The organism is Methylomonas sp. BG-2 (assembly GCF_057766305.1).
In genome coordinates this window covers 1-12910 of record NZ_JBYMAP010000123.1, presented here as the reverse complement: position 1 = coordinate 12910, position 12910 = coordinate 1, and the positions used below count along the sequence as shown (strand labels likewise).

The following is a 12910-nucleotide window of genomic DNA, read 5'->3' as shown; positions in this document are numbered from 1 at the left end:
TTCTTCCAGACCCCGCCTCGCGACAACACCCTGGCCGTTTCCGCTAACTTTGCGCTCTACGAACGCCCGGCTGCCGGACTTTCACCAACATAAGTAACGGTAACGCGCGATGCCAAGCACACGCGTTAATCGAGGAGGCGCTTGATTTGGCGAATAAACGCCGCCACCTCATATTGGCAAGCTAAATCCCGGTCAGTTTCAGCTCGGCCTCCCGATACTTTTCAGCGCATTTGCGGCTGACTTCGTCGGGCAGTTTCGGGCCCGGAGCGGTTTTATTCCAGTCGAGGGTTTCCAGGTAATCGCGCAAATATTGCTTATCGAAACTGGGAGGACTGATGCCGACCTGATAGTGCTCCACCGGCCAGAAGCGCGAAGAATCAGGCGTCAGCGCTTCGTCGATCAAATAAACCTTGCCGCTGTCGTCCTGGCCGAATTCGAATTTGGTGTCGGCGATAATGATACCGCGCGCCAGCGCGTATTCAGCGGCACTGCGGTAAAGCCGAATGCTGACGTCGCGTATCCGCTCGGCGACCTCAATACCGACCAGGTTAACGGTGTCGGCAAAGCTGATGTTCTCATCATGGACGCCGACCTCGGCCTTGCTCGAGGGCGTGTAGATCGGTTCGGGCAATTGTTGGGCTTGTTGTAGGCCGGCCGGCAGTTCGATGCCGCAAACCCGCCCGCTACGTTGGTAATCTTTCCAGCCGGAACCAATCAGATAGCCGCGAACGATGGCTTCGATGGGCAACGGTTTAAGGCGTTTGACAATGATCGTGCGGCCTTCGACCGGAGCCCGTAACGCCGGGTCTGGAATCACGTCGGCTAGCAATAAATCGTCGCTCAAATGATTGGGAATGATGTCGCGCATCCGGCTGAACCAAAAATTGGACACTCGGGTCAACACTTGACCCTTGCCGGGGATAGGATCGGGCATGATGACATCGAAGGCTGACATCCGGTCGGTGGTGACAATCAGCAAATGGCCAGCGTCGATTTCGTACATATCGCGAACCTTGCCGCGGCCCAGCAGTTTTAGATGAGGCAGATAGGATTCGTAAAGCGCGGCGGGAACGGTCGTCATCGGTTTGGCTTGATCGGCAGTGAGTGTTCGATGATTTTACCATCAAGCGAAGGCGCAAGGCAGTGCCGGCATGGGGCAAGGCGTTTGAGCAACGACGAGGGGAGATAACGAAAAAGACCCGCCGCCCCGGAGTGTGGAGCAGCGGACAAGCACAGAGCTATGGAACGAACGGCTTAAAACACAACGAGGAGGTACAACTAAAAATTAGGCGCGGAACGAGCCGTTGAAATCAAGGTTGCTTGAGATCGTGGCGGCTCCAAACAGCATCGTGGAAATCACGAATTCGCCGGACATAAAACCGAATACGCCGGTTGTGAAAAACAGGCCGGTCAGAATGTCGCGATAAAGGTTTTTGGATGATTTCATTTGAACTCCCAGACTGAAACAGTCGAATGCAATGAACACGACTTCACTATAAGGCTTAGATGTTTCATTTACAATGCAGCAATTCGTAGATGCTTTGTTTCTTATTTGAGAATAATGTTGCCATCAAGTTGTCATTTGTGCAGGATATAAACTGACTGTTGATAAATGGCAACGCGCTGGCTGGTTCGGGGCGCGGAAGCGCAAGATGATGATCGGCTCAGGTTATGGCTCGGAACCTTCGATTCGGAGGGCTAGTGCCGAATCAGCGCCTGTAGCACGGCGAGTTGGTGCTTGGGAAGCCTGACGCGCACGGTCACCAAGTCGGCGAATGCTTGGTGGACGATAACGCCGTCCAGCTTTTTCAAATGATAGTCCAACGCCTGTAGCCGAGCGTAATCCAGGCACAGTTCGCACTCGGCGAATTCGATATATTCGACAATTCGCGCGGCGTCGATGACTTGCTTGGCCAGACCGCCGTATGCGCGGGTCAAGCCGCCGGCGCCAAGCTTGACGCCGCCGAAGTAACGCACCACCGCGATGCACAGATTGATTAACTGTTTACCCTCCAGATGCAGAAAAATCGGCTTGCCGGCGGTACCGCTCGGTTCGCCGGCATCGTTGAAGCGGCCGATCGGTCCGTCCGCGTCGAGAATTCGGTAGGCAAACGCCACGTGGCTGGCGCCGGGATGTTGGTCGCGCAAGCGCTCGATAAACAGCAGCGCATCGCGTTCGCGGGAACAGGGACAAATGACGCCGATAAAACGCGATTTCTTGATCTGTTCTTCGACCGCCCATTCGGCGGCTACGGTTTTCACGCTACAGCAGGTCGGCGATCCGCGGATGCCGGCTATACAAAGTACCCCGGAAGGTTTCGATTTGAGCTTCGTCATTTCTGAGCGGCCTGGGAATGTCAACCGTAATGTCGGCGACAATGCGCATCGGCGACGGCGATAAAAAAATCAGCCTGTCGGCCAATGCAATAGCCTCGCGCAAATCGTGGCTGACGAACAACACGGTGTGCGGGCGCTGCTGCCACAGCGTATACAACAGATTGCGAACCTGCCGCGCGCTCGGTGCGTCCAGCGACACGAAGGGTTCGTCCATCAACAGTAAGTCCGGATCGATCGCGAAGGCCCGGATGATGGCAACCCGGCGCTGCATGCCCAGCGACAGCCGTTCCGGAAACTCGTGCTGGACGTCGCCAAGCTGCATCGCATTCAGCAAGGCGTCTATCAGTTCGGCCGGCGGTTCGGCGGGGAATACCAGCTCGATATTGCGGCGCACGTCGTACCAGGGCAACAGCCTGGGGTTCTGAAACACGTAACCGATTTTCGGCAAGCTCTCCAGACGACCGACACGGATCTGGCCTTGGTATTGACTGTCCAGGCCGGCGATCATGTTCAGCAACGTGGTTTTGCCGCAGCCGGACGGTCCCAGCAGACAAACGAATTGGCCGCGCGCCACCCGGAGTTGCAGGTCGGCGATGGCGCGATGCTGGCGGTCGGCGGCGTGCGCGGATCGGTAAGTTTTGTCGAGGATGCTGATCTGAATATCGGTCATCGCCGCCACCGCTGCGCCTTGGCATCCAGCGGCCTTAGCACCAGCCACTCCAGCACTTGAATCACCGCCACGAACGCGACCGTGTAGGCCAGCAAACTGGCGACATCGAACAGTTGGAAAAACAGGTGTAATTGGTAACCCATGCCGTTGCCGCGACCGAGCAGCTCAACAACGAGGATGATCTTCCAGATTAACGCCAGCCCGGAGCGGGTCGCGGTCATCACGAACGGATGAAGTTGCGGCCAGATAACATGCCGCAGGGTTTTGGCGGAACTGAAGCCGTAGCTGCGGGCCATATCCAGTAAATCCCGGTCCAGCGCGCGGGTGCCCTCGCGTATCGTGACCGCCACGTTGGGCAGTTTGTTGATGACGACCGCCAGGATCGCCGCCGATTCGGACAGACCGAACCAGACGTAACACAGGATGATGGTGACCAGGGCCGGGATGTTCAAAAACAATACCAGCCAGTGGTCGAAAAACGCATCCAACGCCTTATGCCGGCCGAGCACCACGCCCAGCGCGCAGCCCAACAGCATCGCGACGGTAAAGCTGACCAGCAAGCGTAACAGCGTAACGCCCAGGTGATAAGGCAATTCGCCGGAAACTAGTGCCCTGTAAAGCGTGTCGGCGACCCGGCCGGGCGATGGCAGGCTGGGATTGGCCGCCGCCGCCGCGGCCAGACTCCATAGCACGATCAACAGCATCAGCGAGGCCAGAGGCACCGCGACGCGGGGCCGGAAGGATGGTACCGCCACGGTTAATCGGTCGACCAGAATGTCCCTGCTTGGATACGCTCGGCGGCGCCGGTCAATTTGTTGCCGCTTAGACCGTGCAACAGCGTGAAAATGCTTTGCGCGGCTTGCTGTTGCCGTGCGCCCCAAGCGTCTACCCGGCCTTGGCAATAGCGCTGGCGTAAGCGGTCTTGCTCGGCTGGCGTCGCGGCATCGGTAAGCGGCGCGATTTTTTGCCAGGCGGCGTCGGAGCGGCACAAGGTATCGCGCGCCTGCCGGCTCAACGTTAGAAACTGCCGAAACGCGGCCTTGTGCTGATCGGCCCAGCCTTGTTTGAAGACATAACCCAGGCTGGGCACGGTTTCGGCAATGCCGAGCTTGGCGATGATTTCCTCGCCGCTGAGCAAGGCCCGGTAGCCCAGGCCCTCGAGATGGGCGGCGAATTGCCAGTAGGTCAGCAAGGCATCCAGTCGCTGGCTCTGCAATTGCTGGCTGAGTAGCGGCGGAGCGGCGTAGATCTTTTCCACGCTGGCATTCAAGTCGAGTTGTTGCTGTTTGCCCAAGGCTTGCAACAACAGCCAGTTCTTGTCGAGTTCGCCGCCGGCCACGCCGAGCCGTTTGCCGGGCAGATCGGCGAGGGTTTTGATCGGGCTGTCCGCCGGAACCAAGAGCACGCCGGAGGTGTCGGCATAGGGATAAAAACTGAAGGCATGGCCTTCCGCGCGCATCGCGGACGTCCAGATCCAATCCGATACGATGACGTCGACCGCGCCGGCTTGCAAAGCCACCTTGCCGGCCTGTTGATTCGCGACAGCCACCGCTTCCAGGCTGAAGTCGGCCTTGTCCAGCAAGCCCTGGTCGCGCATCGCCGCCAATTCCCAATTCAGCGTGCCGGCCGCCATCGTGCCCAGGCGAATGGGCGTCTTGTCGGCGAGCGCGGGATTGCAGAGACATAAAAACACCACGCTGAGTAAACAATTTTTGACGTTCATCGGTTTAAGTCGTAAGTTTCGTGTCGCGCGGATTTTAGCTCAGCCGCCGCCGATTCGAGAAGGTTTGTTGCGTGGGCTTGCAACAACGGCAAGTTTTAAGGGTCTGAACGTTAAATTTCGAGCCGTTTCGGGAGAGGACCGTCGCCGGTCGCACCCGATAGCCAAAACAATGACAAGGAAACACCGGGAGAACGTATGAATAAAACCAGGATACTTTGGGCGAGCGGTTTAGTGGCGGTTCTAACCATAGGCGTCGCCTGGCTGATGATGCCACCCGACTGGGATATGTCGATTGAACAGTTAAACCAGGCATCGCCTCCTTCCGCCGGCGCGGTAATTGAACCCAAAACCTCGGACGGCGCGGTTTACGGCAAATTCCTAAAAGATAGCCTTTCCTTCATTACGCCGGGCATTCCGCCAACCGGCAACTACTTCCTGGGAAGGAACTATCAATGGAACGGCATGTACAGTCCACGATGGCAATTGTACAGCGGCAAGGCGACACGGGCCTTGCTGGCGGCCGGACGGTTGACCGACGCCCGCAAGGCTTTCATGGCAATGAAAGTGGGAGCCGATTCGATAGGCGTGGACGGCAGCGTGCCATTCCAGTTGCCCGACTCGATGCGGGGCTACGCGATCACGCCCGGTATCATCGCTCAAGCGGCCAGCTTTTTTCTCGGCGAATCCTGTTTGGCGGTTAAAGCCCTAAATCAGTATCCGAGCGAAACCGCGGCCCAAGTCGGCAACGACGCCGAGCGCAAGGCGGTCAGCGCGGCACTGGCCCGGGCGCTGGCCTGGTTGGAGTCTCAAGACGAATCGTTGTACAACGCCGACCTTTACGCGGCAAACCGCCTGTTGTTCGACGCGGTGGCCTATCAAGCCTGCGGCGCGCTGTTCGAAGACGACTTCGCGCTCAGTCTGGTCGAAGGCTACCTGGAAACCGCGTTGGAAAAATTCGACGGCAACGCCGGCTATTTCATCGAGAAATCCGGTTGGGATACTCACTATCAAGCCGTGGCAATCAATCAGATCAATGAGCTGTTGCTGGCGGGCTACGACGGCGTCCACAGCGAAACCCTGCAAGCCGACTTGAAGCTGGCCGCGCAATGGCTGGCGGCCCGGGTTGGCAGCGACGGCGTGCTGCACTCGGACGGCAACACCCGTACCTGCTGGAGCGGCGAGACCATCCTGGGTGGCGACAAGCTGGTGGATACCCGCGAAGTCTGGCGAGCCTTGGCTTACAGCGGCATGCGTTTCAAGGACGACGGCATGCAAAGCGCGGCCACTCGGCTAGCCAATTGGATGCGCACCAAACCGACCACGACTTGCGTCAGATAAGCGGCTCCGCCGGATGCGTCCGCCGGCCGAGGCTGTCGGCGGGCGCCGGTCTGCCGGTATAAAAACCTTGATAGGACAAGCAGCCTTTGTTCTGCAAGAACTCGATTTGCTCGCGGGTTTCGACGCCTTCGGCAATCACGTTCAAGCCCAGATTCTTGGCCATGTTGATGATGGTTTCGACGATGACCGCGCCGTTGGGATCAACGGCGATGTCGCGGACGAAGCTTTGGTCGATTTTCAATTGGGAAATCGGCAGTTTTTTCAGGTAGTACAGCGACGAGTAGCCGATCCCGAAATCATCGATCGACGTTTGGATGCCCATGCCTTGCAAGTCGCGCATTTTCTCGACCGTATCGTCGATGTCGCTGATTACGCAACCTTCGGTCAATTCGAGGACCAAGCGGCTGGCGTCTATGCCGGTTTCGGCCAGGATGTGGCGGATTCGCGGAACAAAGCCGGAATGGCGAAATTGCCGGGAACTGACATTGACCGCGATATGACGTACCGGCACGGCTTGTTGATCCCAGCGGCGGATCTGCCGGCAAGCCTCTTCGATGACCCATTCGCCGATCGGCAGAATCAGCTGGGTTTCCTCCGCGACCGGTATGAATTCGGCCGGCGAAATCATGCCTTTGTCCGGATGTTGCCAGCGAATCAACGCCTCGACGCTCAACACCCGCCCCAGGTGATCGACCTGGGGCTGATAATGCAGCAGGAATTGGTGGGACTTTAGTGCCTGGCGCAATTCCTTTTCCAGGGTCAGGCGGCGATCGGCCGACTGCTGCATCGACGGCCGGTAAAAGCTGATACTGTTGCGACCACTGGCCTTGGCGCGGTACATCGCGGTGTCGGCTTGCTGGATCACCGCCTCGGGTTGGTCGGTCGCTTCCGGAAACAGCGTGACGCCAATACTGGTCGAAAAATGGTGTTCGCCGCCGAAGACTTGAAACGGTTGGTTGATGGTATGCAGAATCTTTTCGGCGAGCATCGCGGCGTGATCGCTGACCTGCTCTATCAAGTGATAGCGGCCGGGTACCATGACGATGAACTCGTCGCCGCCCAGCCGGCAGGCGGTGTCTTCCTCGCGGATAATACTTCGCAAGCGCCGGGCCACCTGGGTCAGCAAGTCGTCGCCGACGTTGTGGCCGAGCGAATCGTTCAAATGCTTGAAATGATCCAAGTCCAGAAAAAATAGCGCGCCAAAGGTTTGCTGACGCTTGGCGGCGGCGATTTCCTGTTTCAGCCGGTCCAAAAGCAAACGGCGATTGGGCAAGCCGGTCAACGGGTCGTAAAACGCCAGTTCGTGAATTTCCCGTTCCGCGGCCTTTTGTTCGCTGATGTCCGAAAAAATCGCCACATAGCTCAACAAGCGATTTTGTTCGTCGCGAACGCCGGTCACGGTCAGCCAGCCCGGGAAGGTTTTGCCGTGCTGGCGCCGGCTCCAAAACTCGCCTTGCCATTGGTTCTTGTGCGCCAGGGCGCGAACGATCGCGCGTCCCGGCGTGCCGGTCAACAGCAGCCTGGCATGGCGACCGACGATGTCCTTGGCCGGATAACCGGTGATACCGGTAAAGGCGTCGTTGACTCGGACGATGGTGCCGTTGGGATCGGCAATCAGGATGGCCTCGTGGGACTGAAAGGTGGTCGCGGCGATGCGCAGTTCGTTCTCCTGGCGTTTGCGGCGCTCGATCTCGATATTCAGCGCCTGATTGCTGCGTAGCAGGTCGCGGGTCTTCAGCGCCACCAGTTCTTCCACCCGGGCGGTGCGGCCGGTGATCAGCATCAAACCGAACGCGGTCAACACCGAAAACGCGAATCCGCCAAGCAGCAGCCAACCGGCGTTCCAAGTGTGCTGAAGCGAGAAGAACTCCGGCGCGGGCCGGTAAATCAAAGTCCAAAGACGATCGGCAAAAGCGATGGTTTCCCGTTTTTCGAAAGCGGGCAAATGGAGGCTGTCGAGACGGCTCCGGGTTTGATTGTCGAATAGCGGCGTGTCGCCGTCCTTGATCGCCAGCGCCAAGCGACTGTCCGGCAGCAATGCGCGCAGATGGGCAATTTCGTCGCTCAACGCAAATACGCTGGCGACCATGCCGATCAAGCCGGCGCGGCGTTCGGCCACCGACAGACCGACATCGTCGCGGTACACCGGCGTATAGAGCGCCCAGGCATGATCCGCGCGGCGTGCCAGTGTCGATTCGCCGCTGCCCGCCGCCGTCAGGATCGCGGTCGCGGCCTCCGCGTCGCAGGCGGCGTCGAAGCCAGCGGGCTGGCTGGTGCCGACCCGATAGAGTTGGGGAAAATAGAAGGGACGGCGTTTGGCCGCCAGCCAGCCACCGGCGGTATGTTCAAGCACACCCAGGCCGTGCTGGCCTTCAAAACCCAGTCTGTCCTCCGCGCGCACCAACGGCAACCATTCCAACGCCAGAAACTCGGGATGCGCCTCGAGTAGCGCTTGGCCGAACACGTTGAATTGCTCGCGACCGATGAAGTTGCTGCTGTCGAACAGTGCCTGCAACGTGCGGTTGACCGTCAGGTGGTCGGCGATGTGTTGGCGCAACGTCGCGCTCAGCAATGCGGTTTGCTTGCCGAAGCCGTCCCGGAGGCGTTGGGTTTCCTGGTGGCGGTTGAATTCGAAGGCGGCGGCGACCAATCCGACGCATACCAGCAGCGGTATTACCACCGATACCCGCCGACGCCGCCAAACGTGGCGCGGCGTGGCGATGAAGGGTAACAGCAGCGGCGTGAAAATCACCGTGCCTATCGAATCGCCAACCCACCAGACGCTCCAATTGAAAGCCAGGTCGGCCGGCGCGACCAAACCTCTGCTGAACAAATAGGTACAGCCGACCGTCGCGGAAACCAGACAACTCAGGATGGCCAGCGCAAAAAAACTGACAATATGCCGGCTATCCATCAATGGATTGTAGGGCCCTAGCCAGCGACGAATGGCGTATGCGCCGAGTAGGGCTTGCCCGCAGGCGCCAAGCGCGGCGGTAGCGCCCAACCAGAGCGGGGCTAGGTTGTCTTCGCTTAGCGTCGGATTCAAAAAGGCGTGGACTTGCGCGGCCAGCGCGCCGAGGAACAATCCGGGCAAGGTGCGTTTGCCGTAAACCAGCGTGACGGCCAGTGCGATGCCGGCCGGCGGCCACACCGGGCTGGCGTAATTCGGCGGCGTCGTCAGCAAGCCGCCCAGATAGCCGCCGGCGAAATACGCCAGCGCCAGCATTGAGTTCGCCAGGATAAGTTTCATTGCGGCAGGCATGATCGAGGCGTGATGTCGGGTTGAAAGCCTCTAATCGGTGGATTCGGCGAGTCGGCCGGTATCCAGGTCGTATGCCTGACCAAAGCCGGCGATGTACTGGCCGCGAATCGGGCTTAGGGTCAGCAGCCGAAAATCCGGTAGAGTCCGCAGCAGGGCGACTGTCGAGCCCAAGCGTTGTTGCATCAAATCCAGTAAGACGGCGAATTCGTTATTCTCGGCGGCGACTTCGACGACCCGGCAGTCGAAACTGGCGCGGCGGCGGGCAAAGGGGTTAGCGGCTTCGGCTTCCGGCTCGATCAATAGCACGCCGGCCTGGCGATGTGTCAACAAGTTGCCGGTATGGCGGGCTAAAGTGCTAACGAAAATGTGGAACGCGCCGCGATGGAACAAAAACGGAGCATGGCTGGCTTCGGCCTGATTTTGTTCGGAGCGGGTCGCCAGCATCAAGCTGTCCAGACGCGCGATCAAGGCCAGGCATTCGGCGTCCGGTTGCGGTGAATTCATTGAGGGGCGGGCGAAAGTTGCGGGTGGCGAAAGCAATCGACGGTGTGGTCGTTAACCATGCCGACCGCCTGCATATAAGCATAGCAGATGGTTTTGCCGACAAATTTAAAGCCGCGTTTTTGCAATTCCTTGCTCATCCGGGTCGATGCATCGCTAAAAGCCGGGATTTCGGCGTGAGCGCGCCACCGATTTTGCACGGTTTGGCCATCGACGAAGCCCCAAATGTAACTGTCGAAGCTGCCGTAAGCGTGTCGGACTTCCAAAAAAGCCTTGGCGTTGGCGACGGCGGCCTGGACTTTCAAGCGATTGCGGACGATGCCGGGATTTTGCAACAGGCTGTCGATTTTGTCCTGATCGTAAGCGGCGATTTTAAGCGGATCAAAGTCGTCGAACGCCGCGCGGTAGGCCGGCCGCTTGTCCAATATCGTTCGCCAGCTCAAGCCGGCCTGGGCGCCTTCCAGAATCAAAAACTCGAACAGCCGCCGGTCGTCGTGCAGCGGCACGCCCCACTCGTGATCGTGGTAGTGCTCCTCGTTGGCGCTGCCCAGCGCCCAAACGCACTTGCCGGCCATCAGTCCTTATTCATCAGTTTTTTCAGATCGGCGAAGGGGTTAAAGGTGGCGGTCGGCGATTTGCCGTCAGAACTGCCCTTGCCGCCGTAGCGGACTTGTTCCTCGAAGCGTTGATGTTCGTTGTCGTGGCAATACAAGCACAGCAATTCCCAATTGCTGCCGTCCGGCGGATTGTGGTCGTGGTCGTGGTTGATATGGTGTACCGTCAATTCGCGCAGATTTTTATGGTCGAATTCGCGGGCGCAGCGGCCGCAAATCCACGGAAACAGTTTCAGAGCTTGCTCACGGTAGCCTTTTTCGCGCTCTTCCTTATAGCGGCGGGCCTCGGCGATGATGTGATAGGCTTTGTTGTCCGACATGGTGATACTCCTGGGGTCAGCCGCCGGTTGCGCTCATGTGCCGCAGTATGACCGGCTGTTCGTGAATGTTGAATTCGTGTTTTTCCGGCTTGATCCGCATCGCCGCGACGATGGCCTGCTGCAAGACCGCCAAATCGCCCGGATGCTCGCGGACCACGGCTTTCAAATCGACCGAATGTTCGTTGCCCAGGCACAGCAATAGCCTGCCCTCGGCGGTTAGCCGCACCCGGTTGCAATCGGCGCAAAAATTGGCGCTGAGCGGCGAGATAAAGCCGACCCGGCTGGTACCGCCGCCGACGCGGTAGTAAACCGACGGCCCGCCGGTTGACTCGCCGACCGCTTCCAGCTTGAAGCGTCGCTGCAAATCGGCACGGATTGCCTCGCTGGGGTAATAACTGTCCCCGCGTTGATGGCGGTCCACCTTGCCCAGCGGCATTTCCTCGATAAAACTGATGTCCAGGCCGCGCTCGACCGCGAATTGCACCAGATCGCCGACTTCCTGGTGATTCCGGCCTTTCATCACCACCGCGTTCAGCTTGATGCGCTCGAAACCAGCCAAGCGGGCGGCTTCGATGCCGGCCAGCACCTGTTCAAGATCGCCGGTGCGGGTCAAGGCCTTGAATTTGACCGGGTCCAGGGTGTCCAGACTGATGTTGATGCGTTTGACGCCGGCCGCGTGCAGGTCGGCAGCCATCTCGGCCAGATGCGAACCATTGCTGGTCAAAACCAATTCGTTCAGCCCGTCAATGGCGCCGATGTTGCGCAATAAGCCCAAAGCGCCGTTACGCACCAGGGGCTCACCGCCGGTGACCCGAATCTTGTTCACGCCAAGGCCGACGAAGGCCTCGCAAATGAACTGGATTTCCTCCAGACTGAGAATTTGATTGCGCGGCAAAAACGTCATGTCTTCGGCCATGCAATACACGCAACGAAAGTCGCAGCGGTCGGTAATCGATACCCGAAGGTAATTGACGACCCGGCCGAAGCGGTCTGTCAGTTGGAAGGGTCTAAACGCTGGTACGGAGCCCATCGAAATCGTCCGGAAAAAGAGGCGAAAATTTTACCACAGACTCGCGCGGCGGCCATTCGCGGCGGCCAAGCTCGGCCGAGAACGCGGCGATAGACCGTGGCGGACGGGATGGGTTCAGTTATCCGTTGGTTTCGCCGCGATTTTCCGGTAACTGCGCCAGCAGGAAATCGCCGATGCGTTGCTCGAGCCAAAAGGCCGGCCGCCATGGCACGCGGCCGCCAACAAAGCCAACATGGCCGCCGCCGGCGCAGACTTGCAGTGTGACGCCGGCCGCCAACTCGGTAGCGGCCGGTAATACCGCCGGCGTCATGAAAGGGTCGTCCTCGGCCTGCAGAATCAGGGTCGGCACCCCGATCTGTCCGAGAAATTGACGAGAACTGGCGCGCCGGTAGTAATCGTGGGCGTCGCTGAAACCGTGCAGCCGCGCCACCACCCGATCATCGTATTCCCAAAACGAACGGATCGGCGCCAGATCGCCCAAGTCGTCGAGCAGGCCGGCCTGCTCGGCGCGGCCCAGCCGGCGCAGATGGCGGCGCTTGGCGACGATGTATTGTTTTAGCTCGCGCAACAGATAATCCCGATAGACTCTGGACAGGCCGCTGTCCAAGCGGTCGGCGCACAGATTCAGCATCAACGGCACGGAGATTGCGACGGCGCCGAACAATTCGAGCGAATCGCGCCGTTCGCCCAACCATTTCAGCAACACGTTGCCGCCCAGCGAAAATCCGACGGCCGCCAGCGCCGTGTCCGGCAAGCGCCGGCGCAGCGTGTGGTAGAGAAAATCCAGATCCTCGGTGTCGCCGGAATGGTAGCAACGCGCCAGCCGATTCATCTCGCCGCTGCAACCGCGAAAATTCAGCGCCACGCTACCGATGCCGAGGTCATGGAGCCGGCGCTGCAAGCCGACGATATAACCCGAGCCGCTACTGCCGGCTAGGCCGTGCAACAAGATCGCCAGCCTGGGTTGCTGGTAGTAAAGCCAGTCCAGATCGACGAAATCGCCGTCCGGCGTCTCCAAGCGCTCGCGGCGTAAGCCTATCGGCGCCGACGCGTGGCGCAGCAAGGCCGGATAAATGGTTTGCAAATGGCGGTTGTTCAACCACCAGGCCGGGCGG

Annotated in this window: 13 protein-coding genes; 1 reads left to right on the top strand and 12 read right to left on the bottom strand. The window is 59.3% G+C overall.

Annotated features, from left to right (window positions below; translation table 11 throughout):
* Positions 1-181: 181 nt before the first annotated feature.
* From AC3B8H_RS12965 to AC3B8H_RS12940, 6 genes are all read right to left on the bottom strand, one after another.
* Positions 182-1081 carry a phosphoribosylaminoimidazolesuccinocarboxamide synthase gene (locus tag AC3B8H_RS12965; protein ID WP_488441966.1) on the bottom strand — a complete coding sequence of 300 codons (900 nt, stop codon included), beginning with the start codon at positions 1079-1081 and terminating at the stop codon, positions 182-184.
* Positions 1082-1285: 204 nt separating this feature from the next.
* Positions 1286-1447: a hypothetical protein gene (locus AC3B8H_RS12960; RefSeq protein ID WP_168028338.1), complete on the bottom strand. Its 162-nt coding sequence runs from the start codon at positions 1445-1447 to the stop codon at positions 1286-1288.
* A 251-nt stretch (positions 1448-1698) separates the two neighbouring features.
* Complete coding sequence (locus tag AC3B8H_RS12955; RefSeq protein ID WP_488441965.1) at positions 1699-2262, bottom strand: IMPACT family protein; 564 nt, start codon at positions 2260-2262, stop codon at positions 1699-1701.
* A 1-nt stretch (position 2263) separates the two neighbouring features.
* Positions 2264-3007 carry an ABC transporter ATP-binding protein gene (locus AC3B8H_RS12950; RefSeq protein ID WP_488441964.1) on the bottom strand — a complete coding sequence of 248 codons (744 nt, stop codon included), beginning with the start codon at positions 3005-3007 and terminating at the stop codon, positions 2264-2266.
* Entirely contained in the window at positions 3004-3711 is a 708-nt protein-coding gene (locus AC3B8H_RS12945; protein ID WP_488441967.1) for an ABC transporter permease, read from the bottom strand. Before AC3B8H_RS12945 ends, AC3B8H_RS12950 begins: the two co-directional genes overlap by 4 nt.
* Positions 3712-3764: 53 nt before the next feature.
* The gene (locus AC3B8H_RS12940) at positions 3765-4730 is read right to left on the bottom strand and encodes an ABC transporter substrate-binding protein (protein ID WP_488441963.1); all 966 of its coding nucleotides are present in this window, start codon (positions 4728-4730) and stop codon (positions 3765-3767) included.
* A 195-nt stretch (positions 4731-4925) separates the two neighbouring features.
* On the opposite strand from AC3B8H_RS12940, the gene AC3B8H_RS12935 reads away from it, so the two are divergent.
* Complete coding sequence (locus AC3B8H_RS12935; protein ID WP_488441962.1) at positions 4926-6068, top strand: hypothetical protein; 1143 nt, start codon at positions 4926-4928, stop codon at positions 6066-6068.
* On the opposite strand, the gene AC3B8H_RS12930 is transcribed toward AC3B8H_RS12935, so the two are convergent.
* The 6 genes from AC3B8H_RS12930 to AC3B8H_RS12905 all read right to left on the bottom strand — a co-directional run.
* The gene (locus tag AC3B8H_RS12930) at positions 6061-9318 is read right to left on the bottom strand and encodes an EAL domain-containing protein (protein WP_488441961.1); all 3258 of its coding nucleotides are present in this window, start codon (positions 9316-9318) and stop codon (positions 6061-6063) included. The genes AC3B8H_RS12935 and AC3B8H_RS12930 overlap by 8 nt on opposite strands.
* 42 nt (positions 9319-9360) lie before the next feature.
* Positions 9361-9834: a HugZ family pyridoxamine 5'-phosphate oxidase gene (locus AC3B8H_RS12925; protein ID WP_488441960.1), complete on the bottom strand. Its 474-nt coding sequence runs from the start codon at positions 9832-9834 to the stop codon at positions 9361-9363.
* Entirely contained in the window at positions 9831-10406 is a 576-nt protein-coding gene (locus AC3B8H_RS12920; protein ID WP_488441959.1) for a DNA-3-methyladenine glycosylase I, read from the bottom strand. Before AC3B8H_RS12920 ends, AC3B8H_RS12925 begins: the two co-directional genes overlap by 4 nt.
* Positions 10406-10765 (bottom strand): YajD family HNH nuclease, encoded by a 360-nt coding sequence (locus AC3B8H_RS12915; protein WP_488441958.1) that lies wholly within the window; start codon positions 10763-10765, stop codon positions 10406-10408. The genes AC3B8H_RS12920 and AC3B8H_RS12915 overlap by 1 nt, the downstream gene beginning before the upstream one ends.
* A 16-nt stretch (positions 10766-10781) precedes the next feature.
* A complete protein-coding gene (gene moaA, locus AC3B8H_RS12910) occupies positions 10782-11795 on the bottom strand; it encodes a GTP 3',8-cyclase MoaA (RefSeq protein WP_488441957.1) in 1014 nt (337 codons plus the stop codon).
* Positions 11796-11913: 118 nt separating this feature from the next.
* Positions 11914-12910: hydrolase (locus tag AC3B8H_RS12905; RefSeq protein WP_488441956.1), on the bottom strand; the 997-nt coding region annotated here is incomplete at its 5' end.

What these genes read in the sequence shown, in the direction of transcription:
- AC3B8H_RS12965 (WP_488441966.1), bottom strand. Translation starts at nt 1,081, where the DNA reads ATGACGACCGTTCCCGCCGCGCTTTACGAATCCTATCTGCCTCATCTA.
- AC3B8H_RS12960 (WP_168028338.1), bottom strand. Translation starts at nt 1,447, where the DNA reads ATGAAATCATCCAAAAACCTTTATCGCGACATTCTGACCGGCCTGTTT.
- AC3B8H_RS12950 (WP_488441964.1), bottom strand. Translation starts at nt 3,007, where the DNA reads ATGACCGATATTCAGATCAGCATCCTCGACAAAACTTACCGATCCGCG.
- AC3B8H_RS12945 (WP_488441967.1), bottom strand. Translation starts at nt 3,711, where the DNA reads ATGCTGTTGATCGTGCTATGGAGTCTGGCCGCGGCGGCGGCGGCCAAT.
- AC3B8H_RS12940 (WP_488441963.1), bottom strand. Translation starts at nt 4,730, where the DNA reads ATGAACGTCAAAAATTGTTTACTCAGCGTGGTGTTTTTATGTCTCTGC.
- AC3B8H_RS12935 (WP_488441962.1), top strand. Translation starts at nt 4,926, where the DNA reads ATGAATAAAACCAGGATACTTTGGGCGAGCGGTTTAGTGGCGGTTCTA.
- AC3B8H_RS12930 (WP_488441961.1), bottom strand. Translation starts at nt 9,318, where the DNA reads ATGAAACTTATCCTGGCGAACTCAATGCTGGCGCTGGCGTATTTCGCC.
- AC3B8H_RS12925 (WP_488441960.1), bottom strand. Translation starts at nt 9,834, where the DNA reads ATGAATTCACCGCAACCGGACGCCGAATGCCTGGCCTTGATCGCGCGT.
- AC3B8H_RS12920 (WP_488441959.1), bottom strand. Translation starts at nt 10,406, where the DNA reads ATGGCCGGCAAGTGCGTTTGGGCGCTGGGCAGCGCCAACGAGGAGCAC.
- AC3B8H_RS12915 (WP_488441958.1), bottom strand. Translation starts at nt 10,765, where the DNA reads ATGTCGGACAACAAAGCCTATCACATCATCGCCGAGGCCCGCCGCTAT.
- moaA (WP_488441957.1), bottom strand. Translation starts at nt 11,795, where the DNA reads ATGGGCTCCGTACCAGCGTTTAGACCCTTCCAACTGACAGACCGCTTC.